Origin of the sequence: Streptomyces sp. NPDC020489, from assembly GCF_044386545.1 — a bacterium.
Classification (GTDB): Bacteria; Actinomycetota; Actinomycetes; order Streptomycetales; family Streptomycetaceae; genus Streptomyces.
On the sequence record NZ_JBIRUZ010000007.1, the window covers coordinates 58,102 to 72,275 of the forward strand.

Consider the following 14,174-nt stretch of genomic DNA (forward strand, 5'->3'; position numbering starts at 1 on the left):
CCCCTCTTCTCCCTATCCCGGCGTCACCAGCCGCGCCTCGTACGCGAACACCGCCGCCTGGGTCCGGTCCCGCAGCCCCAGCTTCACCAGGACCCTGCTGACGTGCGTCTTGATGGTCGACTCGGCCACCACGAGCCGCTCGGCGATCTCCGCGTTCGACAGCCCCTGCGCGATCAGGACCAGCACCTCCGTCTCCCGCTCGGTCAGTTCGCCGTACGCCGCGTGCGCGGACGCCATCAGGCGCGGGGAGTCGGAGAGCTTGGAGAACTCGTTGATCAGACGCCTGGTGACCGAGGGCGCCAGCAGGGCCTCGCCGGAGGCCACCACCCGTACCCCGTCGGCGAGTTGGCGGGCCGAGGCGTCCTTCAGCAGGAAGCCCGAGGCGCCCGCGCGCAGCGCCTGGTAGACGTACTCGTCCAGGTCGAACGTCGTCAGCACCAGCACCTTCGCCGTACCGTCGGCGGCGACGATCTCCCGCGTCGCCTCGATGCCGTTCAGCTCGGGCATCCGGATGTCCATCAGGACGACGTCCGGGGCGAGTTCACGGACCCGGTCGACCGCCTCGCGGCCGTTGACGGCCTCCCCGACGACCTCGATGTCCGGCATCGCGTTCAGCAGGACGGAGAAGCCCTCGCGCACCATCATCTGGTCGTCCGCGATCAGTACGCGGATGGTGCCCGGTGTCATGCCTCACCGTCGCTCGCCAGGGCGACCGGCAGGAACACCGCCACCTCGTAGCCCCCGTCGTCGGTCCGGCCCGCCGTCATCTCGCCGTTCAGCATCGACACCCGCTCCCGCATCCCCGTGATCCCGTGCCCGGCGCCGGGCGAGGGCTTCAGCAGGGCCCTTGCGGGCGGCGGGTCGTTGACCACGCGCAGTCCCAGCCCGCCCAGCACGTATCCGATCTCCACCCGGGCACTCGCGCCCGGCGCGTGCCGCAGGGTGTTGCTCAGCGCCTCCTGCACGATCCGGTACGCCGACAGCTCGACCCCGGGCGGCAGTTCACGCACCGCTCCGGTCACCGTCTTCGTCACGCTCAGACCGGTGTCGCGCACGTTGGCGAGCAGCGCGTCCAGGTCGGCGAGGGTGGGCTGCGGGGCGTCGGGGGCCTCGTAGTCCTCGGCGCGGACCACGCCCAGCACCCGGCGCAGTTCGGTGAGGGCCGCGACCGCGTTCTCCCGGATCGTCGCGAAGGCCCGCTCCAGCTCCGGCGGCGGGTTCTCCACCCGGTAGGGGGCCGCCTCGGCCTGGATCGCCACGACCGACATGTGGTGGGCGACCACGTCGTGCAGTTCGCGGGCGATGGTGGTGCGCTCCTCCAGCAGGGTGCGCTTGGAGCGCTCCTGGAGCGTCACCGTCTGCTGGGCGGTCACCTGCCGCTCGGCGCTGCGCCGGATGTGCCACACCGTGACGACGAGGAGGAGCAGCGCGGAGACGACCAGCACGGGCCCGGTGTTGGTGGAGTAGTGGCCCCCGCCGAAGAAGGTCTCGGCGACGAAGCCGTAGAGCGCCGTCAGCAGCCACATCCATGCCGCGGTGCGCGGCCGGGTGCGTATCGCCACGACCGTCATCACGGTCACATGGGAGATGAAGCTGCCGGGCAGCCAGGGCCAGTTGCTCCAGGACGAGCCCAGGACGGCGACGGCGAACGTCGAGGCGAGGGAGAGCCAGAAGGCGCCGCCCGGCCGGAGCATCGTCAGCAGGACCGGGACCAGTGCCAGGAACCCGCACAGCAGCTGCGTCCCCTCGCCCTGGCCGTCCGCCCAGGCGGCGAGCATGGCCATCAGGCCGAAGCCGGTCACCACCGCGTGCGGGGTCCAGGCCGCGTACTCCCGCAGCCGGTCGGGGAGCCGGCGGGTGAGCGGGCCGTCCGTGCGCATCCGGGGCAGCGGCCGGTATTCGAAAGCGTCGTGGATCAGGTCCTGGCGCAGCCCGCGCAGGGCGTCCAGGGCGGCCCGCACCTCCGGGCTGCGCGGCTTGTACGCGTCGTAGCCTCCGCCGTGCGGGGCGGTCGTCTGCGTCTCGGTCGTCTCGGTCACATACACAACCGTAGGCCGAGGCCGCGGCCGGGGTCGTCCCCAGCGAGAGGGGTCCTCCGGCGTCCCCCTCAGGTACTACGGGCCCGTGTCGTCGCCCCCCGGCACCACGGGCCCGTGCCGTCCGCGACCCCCCGGGGCCCGCCGGGGGCGGGAGGAGGCACCCCGGTTCCAGGCCCCCGCGAGGCCGCCGCTCACCACGCCAGCTGCGCGATCTCCTCCGCCACCACCGCGCACGCGTCCGCCGCCGGGTCGATCAGCGGGAAGTGACCGACGTCCGCCAGCAACGTCAGCCCCACCACCTCCCCCGCCTTCGCCGCCGCGTCCGCGTAGGCCTCGGCGACCGCCTCCGGCACGTCCACGTCGGCGCGCCCCTGGACGAGGGTCGTCGCGATGCCCGTGGGCAGCAGCAGCGCGGGGTCGGCGTACGGCCGCCGGTCCTCGAAGTGCGCCTGGCCGCCGAGGAGTTGCAGCGCCGCGCCCCCGCACACGTCCAGCTTGCCCGCGGCCTCGAAGTCCGCGATGGGGGCCAGCGCCACCACGCCCCGCAGCGGCGCGGGCCGGTCGGTGCGCCACGGCGCGTCCGCGGGCAGCAGGTGCCGGGCCGCGGCCCACAGGGCCAGGTGCCCGCCCGCCGAGTGCCCGGTGACCACCGTGCGCCGCGGATCGGCCTGCGGCAGCCCCTCCCGTACGAGACCGGGCAGCGCGTCCAGCGCCGCGGCGACGTCGTCGAAGGTGTCCGGCCACCGCCCCGCGACCTGCCCCCCGCCGGCCCCGCCACCCGGTCCGCTCTGCCCCGGCAGCAGCGCACCCCGCCGGTACTCCACGTTGGCCACCGCGAACCCGCGTCGGGCCAGGAAGTCCGCGAACGGCGTGATGTGCCGCCGGTCGTAGGGGGCCCGCCACGCGCCCCCGTGCAGGACGACGACCAGCGGCGCGAGGGACACCTCGCCGCGGGGGGCGTAGAAGTCGATCACCTGGTCGGGATGGTCCCCGTAGGCCGCGCTGACGTCGGGGTCGACGGGCGGGTGGGAGAAGGCCGACTCCTCCTCGGCGGCGGCCCGGGCTGCGGCGGCGTCGTCCGGCATGCTCCAACCTCTCAGCGATGAAACGGATTTGGACGAGACAGAGGCGGCGGACCTGGAGAGAGTTCGGCCGTTGGCGGGGACGGTATCAGGCCGGTGACGTGCGCGGACACGGGGATGTCACGCTCGGTGAGGGGTAAACGGTTCTGCTGTTTCGTTACGCTGGTCCCGCTCGTACCCGGCAGCCGGCCCGTCCCCCGCGGACGACGGCCGGCACGCCGCGTACGGCAGACCCGCCCGCCCCGCGACCATCCCGTACGACCACGCCCTGGAGGCCGCCCATGCCCCCCGAACCCGGCACTCTCCGCCCCGGAGGCCGCACCGCGCGGGTGCGCGCGGCCGTGCTGCGGGCGGCCGGTGACGTCCTCGCGGAGCGGGGTTTCGCGCATCTCGACCTCGCCGACGTGGCCCGCCGGGCGGAGGTCGGCAAGACGACCGTGTACCGGCGCTGGGGCTCGGTCACCGCCCTGGTCGCCGATCTGCTCGCCGACATGGCCGAGCAGTCCCTGCCGCGCGAGGAGACCGGCTCGGTGCTCGGCGACCTGACGGCCAACGCCCGGCTGGTGCAGCGCACCCTCGCCGACCCCCGCCAGGGCGCCCTGTTCCGCGCGGTCATCGCGGCGGCCACCTGCGACGACCGTACGGCCGACGCGCTGCGCCGCTTCTACGACGTCCGGGTCGCCGAGTGGGCCCCGTGCGTCCGACAGGGCGTCGCGCGGGGCGAGTTGCCGCCCGGCACCGATGCCGGGGACGTCGTGCGGGCGGTCTCGGCGCCCCTCTACTACGCGCTCCTCACCGCCGGCACGCCCCCGGACCCCGAGGCCGCCGACCGCGCGGCGCGGGCCGCGTTCGCGGCCGCCTCGGCAGGCGCCTACGTCACCTGACGCACCCGCGGGGGCATGGCCGGACCCGGCCCCGCCCCCGTGACCCGCCTCAGGCGACGACCTCGCCCAGCACCCGGGCCGCCCGCTCCACGTCCGCGAACCCGACGTACAGCGGGGTGAAGCCGAACCGCAGCACGTCCGGGCGGCGGAAGTCACCGACCACCCCCCGCTCGATCAGCTGCCTCATCACGTCCCCGGCGTCCGCGCAGCGCAGCGCCACCTGGCTGCCGCGCTCCGCGTGCGCGACCGGCGTCAGCGACTCCACCCGCCCCTTCGGCACATACGCGGCGACGCACTCCAGGAAGAAGTCCGTCAGGGCCAGGGACTTGGCCCGCACCGCCTCGATCGAGACGCCCTCCCAGACCTCCAGGGCCGCCTCCAGCGCCAGCATGGACAGGATGTCCGGCGTACCGACCCGCCCGCGCAGCGCACCCGCCGCGGCCTCGTACCCGGGCTGCATCCCGAAGGGCTCCGCGTGGGAGTTCCAGCCGGGCAGCGGGGAGTCGAAACGGTCCTGGAGACCGGCGCGCACATAGAGGTACGCCGGTGAACCGGGGCCGCCGTTCAGGTACTTGTAGGTGCAGCCGACCGCGAGGTCGACGCCGTGCTCGTCCAGCCCGACCGGCAGCGCGCCCGCGCTGTGGCACAGGTCCCAGACCGCGACCGCGCCGGCGGCCCGCACCGCGGCGGTCAGTACGGGCAGGTCGTGCAACCGGCCCGTGCGGTAGTCGACATGGTTCAGCAGGACGGCCGCCGTCCGCGCGCCCAGCGCCTCCGGCACCTCGGCCGGTGGCACCGGACGCAGTGTGCAGCCGGTCATCCGGGCCGCCGACTCGGCGATGTACCCGTCCGTGGGGAAGGTGGTCGCGTCGACCACGATCTCGTCCCGGCCCTCGCCCGCCATCCGGACCGCCGCCACAAGTGCCTTGAAGACGTTGACACTTGTCGAGTCGCCCACGACGATCTGCCCGGCCGCCGCCCCCACCAGCGGGGCGATCCGGTCACCGATCCGCTCGGGCGCCGTCCACCAGCCGCTCTCGTCCCAGGACCGGATGCGCAGCTCGCCCCACTGCCGCCGTACGACGTCCTCGACCCGGCCGGGGACGGCGGCCGGCAGCGCGCCCAGCGAGTTGCCGTCCAGGTAGACGCCCTCGTCGAGCACGAACTTCTCGCGCAGGCCCGCCAGTTGGTCCCCGGCGTCCAACTCGCCTGCCTTGAAAGTCAGTTCAGACATGGGACCGTGCCGTCCACAGCTCGGGGAACACGTTCTTCTGCGCGCGCTTCTCCAGCCACGCCACCCCGGCCGAACCGCCGGTGCCCGCCTTGGCGCCCATCGCGCGCCGGGTGGCCACCAGATGGTCGTTGCGCCAGCGCCACACCAGCTCGGCGACGTCCGTCAGCGCCTCGCCCAGCCGGGCGACCTCGTCGAAGGGGTCACCGGCGTAGACGGCCGTCCAGGCCGCCTCCACCTCGGGCGACGGCTCGTAGCGCCGCGACACGTCCCGGCTGAGCACCGCCTGCGGGATCGCGTGCCCGCGCCGCGCCAGCAGCCGCAGCACCTCGTCGTACAGGCTCGGCTCGTGCAGCGCCTTCTCCAGCTCCGCGTGGACCCGGGGCGCGCCCCGGTGCGGGACGAGCATGGACGCGGACTTGTCGCCCAGCAGGAACTCCAGCCGGCGGTACATCGCCGACTGGAACCCGGAGCCCTCGCCGAGGGCGGACCGGTAGGAGTTGAACTGGGCCGGGGTGAGCTGTCCGAGCGGCTTCCAGGAGGCGTTCAGCGCCTCCAGCTCGCGTACGGAACGTTTCAGCGCGTCGATCGCGACCGGCACGTCGTCGGAGCGCAGCGCCCGCGCCGCGGTCTCCCACTCATGGACGATGACGGTGAACCACAGCTCCATGACCTGGGTCGTGACCAGGAAGACCATCTCTCCGGGATCGTCGGAGAGGGTGTGCTGGAGATGGGTGAGCACGTCCGCCTTGACGTAGTCCTCGTACGGCGTGGTGCCTTCGAAGTCGAGATGCGGGGTCTCTGGCTCCTGGATCTCGTGAGCCTCGTGGGACATCGCTGTCTCCTGTGGTGTATCCCGGGTAGCGGTCCGCCCCTGCCGTTACCGACACGGGGGCCCCGGTCCCCACCCCGAATCCTCGACGGTCACCCCCGGAAAGTGCAAGGCCCGACCTGATCACACGGCCGGGCCCGCACCACAGGCCCTAGCCCAGCGTCTGGGCCGCCGTCGGCGAGGAGTCCTTCAGGAACTGCGAGCAGCGCTCGTACTCCTCCTGCTCACCGATCGCCCCGGCGGCGCGGGCGAGGGCGTGCAGGGCGCGCAGGAAGCCCCGGTTCGGCTCATGCTCCCACGGCACCGGGCCGTGGCCCTTCCAGCCGCTGCGGCGCAGCGAGTCCAGACCCCGGTGGTAGCCCGTACGGGCGTAGGCGTACGACTCCACGACGCTGCCCCGCTCGAAGGCCTCGTCGGCCAGCTGGGCCCAGGCCAGCGAGGACGTCGGGTACTTCGCGGCGACATCGGCGGGCGGGGTGCCGCCGGCCAGCAGCTCACGCGGCTCCGGGTCGTCGGGGAGGTGGGTCGGGGGCGGTCCCCCGAGGAGGTTCTCGTGAATCGACATGGGTCAAGTCTCCTCCATGCCCGCACCGGCCGAACGGCCGCCGGGGGCGTAGCGGGGCTACCCGAGTCGTTTCCGCGCCGGCCGCCCCTCCAGCGGCGGCGCCGTGACCGATCCGTGGTGCAGGCACTCGGGCCGGGTGCACCCCGGCGGCAGCGGCCGTACGGTCGCGAAGGCCACCCCCGCGCCCAGCACCAGCAGCCCCGCGCACACCGTCATCGCCGTGCCGAACGCCTCGTCGAAGGCGCCCGGCGACCGGTACGCCTCCTCCCCCATCCCGGCGACCAGCGGCAGTGACGCCACCGCGATCAGGCCCGCGGCCCGGGCCGCCGCGTTGTTGATCCCGCTGGCCAGCCCCGCCCGCGCCACGTCCACCGACGCCAGGACCGTCGCGGTCAGCGGCGCCACCAGGGCGACCATGCCGAGGCCGAGCACGAGCAGCGCGGGCAGCACGTCCGCGACGTAGTCGGCGTCCGGGCCGACCCGCAGCATCAGCAGCATCCCCGCCGCGCACAGCAGCGGCCCCACGGTCAGCGGCAGGCGCGGGCCGACACGGTCGGCGAGGGCGCCGGAACGGGCGGAGAACAGCAGCATCAGCGCGGTCGTCGGCAGCAGGGCCGTACCGGCGCCGAGGGCCGAGTAGCCGGATACCACCTGGAGCTGGAGGGCGGCCAGGAAGAAGAACCCGCCGAAGGCCGCGTAGACGCAGAGCGTGACCAGGTTGACGGCCGTGAACTGCCGCGACGCGAAGATGTCCGGCGGCATCATCGGATCGGGCCGGCGCCTCTCCACGACCACGAAGGCGACCCCGCAGGCCACCCCCGCGACGGCCGCGAGGACGACGGTGAGGGAGGCCGTGCGCGCCTCGATCAGGGCGTACGTGGTGAAGGCCAGCGCGAGTGCCCCGAGGACGGCGCCGAGCACGTCGAAACGCGTGTGGCCCCGCCCTCCCCCACCCGACTCCGGGACATGGCGTACGGCGATCGGGGCGCACAGCAGCGCCACCGGCACGTTCAGCAGGAACACCCAGCGCCAGCCCGGACCGTCCACCAGCCAGCCGCCCAGGAACGGCCCGACCGCCGCGCCGATGCCGCCGAACCCGGACCACAGACCCACCGCCCGGCCCCGGTCGTCGGGGTGGAAGGAGGCCTGGATGAGGGCGAGCGAGCCGGGGGTGAGCAGGGCGCCACCGACGCCTTGCAGGGCGCGGGCGGCGACGAGTACGCGGGCGTCGGGCGCGAGACCGCACAGCAGGGAGGCGGCGGCGAACCAGACCACCCCCACGACGAAGATCCGGCGCCGCCCGTAGCGGTCCCCGAGCGAGCCCCCCAGCAGGATCAGCCCGGCCAGCGTCAACATGTACGCGTTGACCGTCCACTGGAGGGCGGCGAGGTCGGCGTCCAGGTCACGGCCGATCCGGGGAAGCGCGACGTTGACGACGGTCGAGTCCAGCATCGCCATGCTGGAGCCGAGGACGGTGGTGAGCAGGATCCACTTGCCTTGCGGCGAGGCCAGCCGGACATCGGACATGCCCCAGATATACAACGAGCCCGGTGCCATGGCACCGGGCTCGTGGTGATCTCGCGGCTACTTCAGCTTCGTGCCCGTGGAGCGCAGGTGGGCGCAGGCCTCCGTGACGCGCGCGGCCATGCTCGCCTCGGCCAGCTTGCCCCAGGTGCGCGGGTCGTAGGTCTTCTTGGAGCCGACCTCGCCGTCGACCTTCAGGACGCCGTCGTAGTTGCGGAACATGTGGTCCGCGACCGGGCGGGTGAAGGCGTACTGGGTGTCCGTGTCGATGTTCATCTTGACGACGCCGTTGTCCAGCGCGGTCGCGATCTCCTCGGCCGTGGAGCCGGAGCCGCCGTGGAAGACGAAGTCGAACGGGGAGGCCTTGCCGTACTTGGCGGCGACGCCCTCGTTCAGCTCCTTCAGCAGCTCGGGCTTCAGCACGACGTTGCCCGGCTTGTACACACCGTGCACGTTGCCGAAGGAGGCGGCGAGCAGGTAGCGGCCCTTCTCACCGAGACCGAGCGCCTCGACGGTGCGGATGGCGTCGTCGACCGTGGTGTACAGGGAGTCGTTGATCTCGTGCGAGACGCCGTCCTCCTCGCCACCGGTCGGGGTGATCTCGACCTCGAGGATGATCCGCGCGGCGCGGGCGCGCTCCAGCAGCTCCTGCGCGATCGACAGGTTGTCGGCCAGGGTCTCGGCCGAGCCGTCCCACATGTGCGACTGGAACAGCGGGTTCTCGCCCCGGGCGACCCGCTCCTCGGAGACGGCGAGCAGCGGCCGCACGTACCCGTCGAGCTTGTCCTTCGGGCAGTGGTCCGTGTGCAGCGCCACCGTGATGTCGTACTTCTTCGCGACGATGTGCGCGAACTCGGCCAGCGCCACCGCACCGGTGACCATGTCCTTGTTGTGCTGACCGCCCAGGAACTCGGCGCCGCCGGTCGAGATCTGGATGATGCCGTCGCTCTCGGCCTCGGCGAAGCCGCGCAGCGCCGCGTGCAGGGTCTGCGTCGAGGTGACATTGATGGCCGGGTAGGCGAACTTGCCCGCCTTCGCCCGGTCGAGCATCTCGTTGTAGACCTCAGGAGTTGCGATGGGCATCTGACCGCTCCTTGATTGTGCGGGTTGGCTGGATCCTTACGGCCCTGACCTAGGGTGCGACGTCATCGTCGGCCCCATCCTTCCAGACTTGACCGGATGGTCCGGCCCTCCTGTCCAGCCTGTGGATAACTCAGTCGAGCCCCAGCTCATCCTTGGAGAAGGCGAAGCGGTAGGGAACCCCCGCGCCGGACTCGATCTTCTCGGCGGCGCCGGTCGCGCGGTCGACGATGGTGGCCACGGCGACGACCTCGGCGCCCGCCTCGCGGACGGCCTCGACCGCGGTCAGGGGGGAGCCGCCGGTGGTGGAGGTGTCCTCGACGACGAGGACGCGACGGCCGGCGATGTCGGGACCCTCGACCCGGCGCTGGAGACCGTGCGCCTTGGCGGCCTTGCGGACGACGAAGGCGTCCAGCCTGCGGCCGCGCGCGGCGGCGGCGTGCAGCATCGCGGCGGCCACCGGGTCGGCGCCCATGGTGAGGCCGCCCACCGCGTCGAACTCCAGGTCTGCGGTCAGGTCCAGGAGCACCTGACCCACCAGCGGGGCGGCCTCGCCGTCGAGGGTGATGCGTCGCAGGTCGACGTAGTAGTCGGCCTCCAGACCCGAGGAGAGGGTCACCTTGCCGTGCACCACGGCCTTGCTCTTGATCTGCCGCAGCAGGGTGCCGCGTACGTCGTCCGTCATGCCTGCCAGCTTAGAGGCGGCGCCAGCTCCAGGTCGTCGAGGCCTCCAGCGGCTCCAGCGGCGTGACCAGGCGGGGATGGGTGTTGAGGCCGTTCGGCGGGCCCGTCTGCGGCTCCACGCAGACCGCCTCGGCCTGTTCGTCGTACACGACGACCCACTCCTCGCGGCTGGTCACCCTCAGCTCCAGCTGCCCCGGCCACGTCAGCGTCACGTCGACGCCCCCGGGCATGCCGAAGCAGTCGTCCCAGGGGCCGGGCCCGGGGTCCAGACGCCTGCCGGTGGGCAGGTGGTCCGCGCCGCGCTCCTCCTGCCAGGCGGCGGAGAAGGCCAGCTGTGCGTCCGCGCCGCCGAGGTTCCGGTTGAACCAGGGGTGCCAGCCGATCTGGGCCGGGAAGGAGGAGTCGTACGTCTCGACGGACATGGTCAGGGTCAGCGCGTCCGGGCCGAGCGCGACCTGCTGGGTGACGCGGCCCGGGTAGGGCCACGGTTCGACCAGGTCGTACGTGATGACGGCCTCGTCCGCGGAGGTGCGCGCGGTCCGCCAGGCGCCGTCGCGCGCGGTGCCGTGGATGGCGTGCGGCGGGGAGTTCAGCGGCATCTGATGGACCGTCGCCCCGTCCCGGAACCGGCCGTCCCTGGTCCGGCCGCACCAGGGCACCATCGGGAAGCAGCCGAAACGGTCGCCCTGCCGCAGCAGTTCGGTGCCGTCGACGCGCAGCCCGCCGATCCGGCCGCCGTTGCCCGGCAGCACGGTCACCTCCGCGTCGCCCGCGGTCAGCGTGATGGGTTCGCTACTCACGGGACGACCCTACTGGGGTGATCAAGGGGGTACTTCAGGCCACCCGCCGCCACCGGTCCTCAGCGCCGTCTGCGCAGCACCCGGCCGGCGACGATCGCCGAGGCCACGACGAGCGCCGCGGCGGGGGCGGCCCAGCGGAGCGCGGAGTGCGGGGCGACGGTCTGCGGGGCGGGCACGGGCGCGTAGCGGCCACGCGGCGGGGCGTGGTCCACCTCCTCCGCGCTCCGCCCGATCATCGTCCGCCGCGCGTGCGCGGCCTCGGCGGGGAGGTCGGGGGTGAAACCGGCGGGGGCGGGAGTGTCGTCGGCGTCCGGAGCGGGCGCCGGGGTGTCGGCGGGGGGCGGCGGGGCGGTGCTCTGTGGCGTCGCGGGGCCGGCCGTGCCGGTGTCCTCGGTGGGCGTCGCGCGCGGGGTCTGCGTCTCCCCTCCCGGCTCCGCGTCCGCCAGGTGCTCCGCGAAACGGTTCAGCAGACGGGTCACGGCCGAGGTGACGGCGTCGGGCGGGAGTTCCCGGACGCGGCCGTCCGCGGAGGCGGTGCCGGCGAAGGTGAGCGTGGCGCCGCCGTCGGTCTCGCGCACGGCGAGCGTGAGGGCGAGGCTCACCTTGCCGGTGCCGCGCGCCTCGGTGGCGTCGGCCTCGACGGCGTAGGACCCGTCGTCCCGGGCCGTGAGGCGGGCCGCGCCGCGGTAGGTGATGGTGTGGCCGCCGAAGCGCACCTTCAGCCGCCCGGTGACGGGCTCGGCGCCGGCGTCCTGCTGGAGCCCGGGAACGGCCCGGGCAACCCGAAGGGGATCGGCCAGCGCCTCCCTGAGCCGCTCCGCCGGAACCGGAACGAACACCTCATGCTCCATGTCTGCGGAGCCTACCCAGTGGGTGCCGCGGTGCACCTTGGTTGGTCGAAAGTGACGGCGCGTCTGGCGGACCGGTGCGTGTCAGTACCGCGGATGCACCAGCGTCGACGGCCTCAGTCCCGCGACCCGGGTCCGCTGCGCCGCCCTGCCGTCGGCCCGCAGTCCCGCCTCCGTCAGCGTCCGCAGCGCCGGCTCCCGGTCGGCGAGCCGCAGCACGGGACGCGGCCCGGTCGAGGCGAGCACGAACCCCCAGTCCTGGGGGGCCCGGCTCGCGCCCGTCGTCCGGTCGGGCCCGGCGGCGAAACCGGCGTCGCGGCCGCGTACGCGGTAGGCCGCCGTCCGCAGTCCCGCCGCGCGGATCGTGGTGTCCACGGTCCAGAAGGCGCGGGCGCGGGTGGAGACCGGACCGGCGTGCACGACCAGCCGGCCGCCGGGGGTCAGGGCGCGTCTGGCGAGGCCGTAGAACTCCTGCGAGTACAGCTTGGTGCTCGCGGTGATGCCGGGGTCGGGCAGGTCCGCGATCACCACGTCGTAGGCGTTCCTCGGCGCGTCCCGCAGCCAGCCGAAGGCGTCGCCCGTGGTGACGTGCACGCGCGCGTCGGCGTACGCGTGGCCGTTGAGGGCGGCGAGGGCCGGGTCCTCGTGGGCGAGGCGCACCACCACGGCGTCGAGTTCGACGACGTCCACCCGGTGGACGTCCGGATGGCGCAGCACCTCGCGGGCGGCCAGGCCGTCGCCGCCGCCGAGGATCAGCACGCGCGCGTGCTCGCCGTACATCGCGGGGTGGACCAGTGCCTCGTGGTACCGGTGCTCGTCGTGGCCGCTGACCCGCAGGCGGCCGTCGAGGAAGAGGTCGAGGGGGCGGCCGTGGGTCCCGCCGGTGAGGACGACCTCCTGGACGCCGGTCTGGAGGGCCACCCGGACGTCGGGGCCGTAGACCGCCTGGCGGGCCGCCCGTTCGAAGTCGTCGACCAGGACGGCGGCGGCGGCCAGGACGCCGAGCACGGTCAGGTTGGTGATCACCAGCAGCCAGCGGGTCCGGCGGGTCAGGTCGCGGCGGAAGAGGCCGAGGACCAGCGCGCCGCCGACGATCGCGTTCACGGTGCCGGTGATCAGGGCGCCGGTCAGCTGACCCAGGAGGGGCAGCAGGAGGAAGGGGAAGGCGAGGCCGCCGACGAGGGCGCCGACGTAGTCCGCCGCGAACAGGTCGGCCACCGCGCCGCCGGCGTCCTGGCGGCGGATGCGCTGGATCAGCTCCATCAGCAGCGGCACCTCGGCGCCGATGAGCAGGCCGATCGCCAGCGAGAACGCGACCAGCAGACAGCGTGAGCCGTTGGCCCAGACGCCGCCCCAGTCGCCGGTCCAGGCGAACACGGCGTACAGGGCCATCGCGCTGCACCCGCCGACGAGGGCGAGCGCGGCCTCGATCGCGCCGAAGGCGGCGGCCGCGTGCCAGCGCAGCCGCTTGGCGAAGAGCGAGCCGATGCCCATCGCGAAGACCATGACGGACAGCACGACGGAGGCCTGGGTGACCGAGTCGCCGATCAGGTACGAGGCGAGGGCGACCAGTTCGAGCTCGTACACCAGTCCGCACGCGGCGCAGACGAAGACGCCCGCGAGCACCAGGAACCTGCCGATCCCCGGCCGTACGGGAAGCCGCGCGGGCCCGGCCCAGGGCGGCGTGGTGCCGGGTGGGGCGGGCGCGTGGTGTTCGATCACCTTGCGACGGTACGTCACGCAGGGTGCACGCTTCGTCACCCACACGTGTGGAAATGACGGCCGGGTGGGTACTGAGGGGTTTGGCGGGCGAGGGGGGTCGCGCGGGGTTCGGTGCGCGAGGCGTGGGGTGACGGGTGTGGGTGAGGGGCGCGGAGTCAGGGGCGCGGGATGACGGATGAGGGGCGCGGGGGGTGGGGCGCGGGGGGTGGGCCGGCACCCGCTCGGGGCGGGCGCGTCGGGGGTCCCGGTCAGACGCCCGTCGCGCTGAGGCGGCCCGCCGGGACCCGTACCCCCACCCGGGTCCTGGTCGTCACCAGCTGTCCGTCCTGGGGGTAGGCGTGCCAGGTGCGCCACAGCACCTGGTCCTCGTGGCGCTGGGCGAGCAGCGCGGTGAAGGCGTGCGGGCTGCCCGGGAAGACGCCGGCCAGGCCGTGCGGGTGGTCGGAGACGAGGGCCAGCAACTCCTGGGCGCGGCCCGCGAACTGATCCGGTGACAGGACCTCCACCCGGGCCGCGAACTCGTACTCCCAGTCGCCGATCCGCTTGGCGACGCCGAGCGGCAGCGGGGTGCTGCTGCCCGCGATGCATGCCACCGTCTCCGAACAGGTGCCCCGCTCCTCCTCCAGGAGGACCTGGTGGGACGCCCCGAGAAGTCTCAGCTCCAGTTTCGCCCCGTCGAGGACGAGGTCGAGCGTGGCCAGTGCGGGAAGCGGCTCGCGCCCCAAAGCCCAGGCGAGGTCGGCCGCGCGCGTGTCGGTGTACGAGGTGTTCAGGGTCGTGAGCATGGATCGGCTCCGCAAGCACGCAAAGAAAGGAGGGGGGAGGTGTGTTCCGGCGCACCCGGGTCGACACCGGCGGGGATTCGGCCCGGTCGGCCCGGTCG

At 73.7% G+C, this 14,174-nt stretch carries 14 protein-coding genes; 1 reads left to right on the forward strand and 13 read right to left on the reverse strand.

Features of this window, described 5'->3' with window-relative positions; all coding sequences use genetic code 11:
- Positions 1 to 12 precede the first annotated feature (12 nt).
- The 3 genes from ACH41F_RS19955 to ACH41F_RS19965 all read right to left on the reverse strand — a co-directional run bounded on the left by ACH41F_RS19955 (position 13) and on the right by ACH41F_RS19965 (position 3,124).
- Positions 13 to 687, reverse strand: a complete 675-nt coding sequence (locus tag ACH41F_RS19955; RefSeq protein ID WP_391233106.1) for a response regulator — start codon at positions 685 to 687, stop codon at positions 13 to 15.
- Positions 684 to 2,039 (reverse strand): histidine kinase, encoded by a 1,356-nt coding sequence (locus tag ACH41F_RS19960; protein WP_391233107.1) that lies wholly within the window; start codon positions 2,037 to 2,039, stop codon positions 684 to 686. Before ACH41F_RS19960 ends, ACH41F_RS19955 begins: the two co-directional genes overlap by 4 nt.
- Before the next feature lie 191 nt (positions 2,040 to 2,230).
- Positions 2,231 to 3,124, reverse strand: a complete 894-nt coding sequence (locus tag ACH41F_RS19965) for an alpha/beta hydrolase (RefSeq protein WP_398836790.1) — start codon at positions 3,122 to 3,124, stop codon at positions 2,231 to 2,233.
- 278 nt (positions 3,125 to 3,402) lie between these two features.
- Here ACH41F_RS19965 and ACH41F_RS19970 point away from each other — a divergent pair, with 278 nt between their 5' ends.
- Positions 3,403 to 4,005 carry a TetR/AcrR family transcriptional regulator C-terminal ligand-binding domain-containing protein gene (locus ACH41F_RS19970; RefSeq protein WP_391233111.1) on the forward strand — a complete coding sequence of 201 codons (603 nt, stop codon included), beginning with the start codon at positions 3,403 to 3,405 and terminating at the stop codon, positions 4,003 to 4,005.
- Between the two features lie 49 nt (positions 4,006 to 4,054).
- On the opposite strand, the gene kynU is transcribed toward ACH41F_RS19970, so the two are convergent.
- From kynU to ACH41F_RS20020, 10 genes are all read right to left on the reverse strand, one after another.
- Complete coding sequence (gene kynU / locus ACH41F_RS19975; RefSeq protein ID WP_391233112.1) at positions 4,055 to 5,239, reverse strand: kynureninase; 1,185 nt, start codon at positions 5,237 to 5,239, stop codon at positions 4,055 to 4,057.
- On the reverse strand, positions 5,232 to 6,071 hold the full coding sequence (locus ACH41F_RS19980; protein WP_391233114.1) for a tryptophan 2,3-dioxygenase family protein: 840 nt from the start codon (positions 6,069 to 6,071) through the stop codon (positions 5,232 to 5,234). The genes kynU and ACH41F_RS19980 overlap by 8 nt, the downstream gene beginning before the upstream one ends.
- Positions 6,072 to 6,219: 148 nt before the next feature.
- A complete protein-coding gene (locus tag ACH41F_RS19985) occupies positions 6,220 to 6,633 on the reverse strand; it encodes a DUF3151 family protein (RefSeq protein WP_391233116.1) in 414 nt (137 codons plus the stop codon).
- A 57-nt stretch (positions 6,634 to 6,690) separates the two neighbouring features.
- Positions 6,691 to 8,160, reverse strand: a complete 1,470-nt coding sequence (locus ACH41F_RS19990; protein WP_398836792.1) for an MFS transporter — start codon at positions 8,158 to 8,160, stop codon at positions 6,691 to 6,693.
- A 57-nt stretch (positions 8,161 to 8,217) separates the two neighbouring features.
- The gene (gene fbaA / locus ACH41F_RS19995; RefSeq protein WP_391233119.1) at positions 8,218 to 9,240 is read right to left on the reverse strand and encodes a class II fructose-bisphosphate aldolase; all 1,023 of its coding nucleotides are present in this window, start codon (positions 9,238 to 9,240) and stop codon (positions 8,218 to 8,220) included.
- 130 nt (positions 9,241 to 9,370) lie between these two features.
- Positions 9,371 to 9,922, reverse strand: coding sequence for an orotate phosphoribosyltransferase (pyrE, locus tag ACH41F_RS20000; protein WP_391233120.1), 552 nt, complete (start codon positions 9,920 to 9,922; stop codon positions 9,371 to 9,373).
- A gap of 10 nt (positions 9,923 to 9,932) precedes the next feature.
- Positions 9,933 to 10,721, reverse strand: a complete 789-nt coding sequence (locus ACH41F_RS20005; RefSeq protein WP_391233121.1) for an aldose 1-epimerase — start codon at positions 10,719 to 10,721, stop codon at positions 9,933 to 9,935.
- Positions 10,722 to 10,780: 59 nt separating this feature from the next.
- Entirely contained in the window at positions 10,781 to 11,572 is a 792-nt protein-coding gene (locus ACH41F_RS20010; protein WP_398836794.1) for an SRPBCC family protein, read from the reverse strand.
- A gap of 81 nt (positions 11,573 to 11,653) precedes the next feature.
- Complete coding sequence (locus tag ACH41F_RS20015) at positions 11,654 to 13,291, reverse strand: polyamine aminopropyltransferase (protein ID WP_391233125.1); 1,638 nt, start codon at positions 13,289 to 13,291, stop codon at positions 11,654 to 11,656.
- Between the two features lie 248 nt (positions 13,292 to 13,539).
- Positions 13,540 to 14,076 (reverse strand): DUF2617 family protein, encoded by a 537-nt coding sequence (locus ACH41F_RS20020; RefSeq protein WP_391233127.1) that lies wholly within the window; start codon positions 14,074 to 14,076, stop codon positions 13,540 to 13,542.
- Positions 14,077 to 14,174: the final 98 nt, after the last annotated feature.

Bases quoted from the DNA above. Each gene is read 5' to 3' on its own strand.
- ACH41F_RS19955 (WP_391233106.1), bottom strand. From the start codon at position 687: ATGACACCGGGCACCATCCGCGTACTGATCGCGGACGACCAGATGATG.
- ACH41F_RS19965 (WP_398836790.1), bottom strand. From the start codon at position 3,124: ATGCCGGACGACGCCGCCGCAGCCCGGGCCGCCGCCGAGGAGGAGTCG.
- ACH41F_RS19970 (WP_391233111.1), top strand. From the start codon at position 3,403: ATGCCCCCCGAACCCGGCACTCTCCGCCCCGGAGGCCGCACCGCGCGG.
- kynU (WP_391233112.1), bottom strand. From the start codon at position 5,239: ATGTCTGAACTGACTTTCAAGGCAGGCGAGTTGGACGCCGGGGACCAA.
- ACH41F_RS19980 (WP_391233114.1), bottom strand. From the start codon at position 6,071: ATGTCCCACGAGGCTCACGAGATCCAGGAGCCAGAGACCCCGCATCTC.
- ACH41F_RS19985 (WP_391233116.1), bottom strand. From the start codon at position 6,633: ATGTCGATTCACGAGAACCTCCTCGGGGGACCGCCCCCGACCCACCTC.
- ACH41F_RS19990 (WP_398836792.1), bottom strand. From the start codon at position 8,160: ATGTCCGATGTCCGGCTGGCCTCGCCGCAAGGCAAGTGGATCCTGCTC.
- fbaA (WP_391233119.1), bottom strand. From the start codon at position 9,240: ATGCCCATCGCAACTCCTGAGGTCTACAACGAGATGCTCGACCGGGCG.
- pyrE (WP_391233120.1), bottom strand. From the start codon at position 9,922: ATGACGGACGACGTACGCGGCACCCTGCTGCGGCAGATCAAGAGCAAG.
- ACH41F_RS20010 (WP_398836794.1), bottom strand. From the start codon at position 11,572: ATGGAGCATGAGGTGTTCGTTCCGGTTCCGGCGGAGCGGCTCAGGGAG.
- ACH41F_RS20020 (WP_391233127.1), bottom strand. From the start codon at position 14,076: ATGCTCACGACCCTGAACACCTCGTACACCGACACGCGCGCGGCCGAC.